Source organism: Streptomyces bohaiensis (assembly GCF_012033785.1).
Lineage (GTDB): Bacteria > Actinomycetota > Actinomycetes > Streptomycetales > Streptomycetaceae > Streptomyces > Streptomyces bohaiensis.
The window spans coordinates 1-1,428 of record NZ_JAAVJC010000518.1; the positions used below are offsets into that span (position 1 = coordinate 1).

Sequence of the window (1,428 nt, forward strand, 5' to 3'; positions counted from 1 at the left end):
AGGCGGCGCCGTGCGACCGGGCGCGGGAGCCGCCCCGTGGCCGCGTGCGGCGGCCCGCGCGCCGGGTCCCCGGGCGTGCTCTCCCCCGATGGTGGCCGGAGCCCGCCCGGCGACGCGTAGCGGGGTGAGGCGGTGGGTAGAGGCCGCGACATCCCCTCCGGGGGTGCCGCACCCGCCCGCGAGCCACGGTGGCGGGCGCGGGTAGATTGCGAGGGGTCGGACCGCCCGGACCCCGGCGGGCCGCACCGTGCCCGTCGACGGCGCCGCCTCCCGGTACCGGTGGCGACGCCCGCGCGTCGCCCCACCGCGGTCGTGCCGACCGCGGCCGGGACCACGGCAGCCGGGCCCGCCACGGGGCCGGCGCGAACGGGAAGGAAGTGGGCGGCGATGGACCACATCACACTGCGCGGGCTGCGGGCCCGCGGCTTCCACGGGGCGCTCCCCGAGGAGCGCTCCCTCGGCCAGACCTTCGTCGTCGATGTCCGTTTCGGGCTCGACACCCGCCCCGCGGCTGCCGAGGACGACCTGGAACGCACGGTCCACTACGGGGTGGTCGCCGAGGAGGTGACCGCCCTGGTGTCCGGCGAGCCGTTCGCCCTGATCGAGACCCTCGCCGAGCGCATCGCCGACCAGTGCCTGTCGCACACGGCGGTGCGGGAGGTGGAGGTGACGGTCCACAAGCCGGGGGCCCCGATCACCGTCCCCTTCGACGACGTGACCATCACCATTCTGCGGAGCAGACCATGACGAGCAGCGACAACGCCGCTTCCTCCTCCCCCGACCCGACCGTCCAGCCGGTCCCTTCCACGGTGGTGCAGCAGGTGGACGCCGCCGACGCCACCCTGCACAACCCGCGCCTGGCGGTGATCGCCCTCGGCAGCAACCTCGGCAACCGGCTGGAGACCATCCAGGGCGCCGTGGACGCGCTGGAGGACACCCCGGGGCTGCGGGTCACCGCCGTCTCACCCGTCTACGAGACCGACCCCTGGGGCGTGCCCGAGGACAGCCAGGGCACCTACTTCAACGCGGTCGTGGTGGTCCGCACCACGCTGCCGCCCTCCTCCCTGCTGGAGCGGGCGCAGGCGGTGGAGGAGGCGTACGAACGGACCCGTGACGAGCGCTGGGGTCCGCGCACGCTGGACGTCGACATCGTCTCGTACCAGGACGTCGTCTCGACCGACCCGCGGCTGACGCTGCCGCACCCGCGCGCCCACGAGCGGGCCTTCGTGCTGGTGCCGTGGCTGGACGTCGACCCGGAGGGCGACTACCCGGGGCGCGGGCCGCTCGCCGAGGTGCGGTCGTCGGTGGACGACAGCGGAGTGCGGCTGCGCGAGGACATCACGCTGGTGCTGCCCAGCTGACAGCGCGCCCCTGCCCGGCGGGCCGCCGCCGCGCCACCGGTGCGGCGCCGCGCGGTCCGCGGGCGGG

2 protein-coding genes are annotated in these 1,428 nt (G+C 76.1%); both read left to right on the forward strand.

Annotated features, from left to right (window positions below):
* Positions 1-387 precede the first annotated feature (387 nt).
* Positions 388-747 (forward strand): dihydroneopterin aldolase, encoded by a 360-nt coding sequence (gene folB / locus HCN52_RS24420; protein ID WP_168090587.1) that lies wholly within the window; start codon positions 388-390, stop codon positions 745-747.
* Positions 744-1,361, forward strand: coding sequence for a 2-amino-4-hydroxy-6-hydroxymethyldihydropteridine diphosphokinase (gene folK / locus HCN52_RS24425; protein WP_168090588.1), 618 nt, complete (start codon positions 744-746; stop codon positions 1,359-1,361). The genes folB and folK overlap by 4 nt, the downstream gene beginning before the upstream one ends.
* Positions 1,362-1,428: the final 67 nt, after the last annotated feature.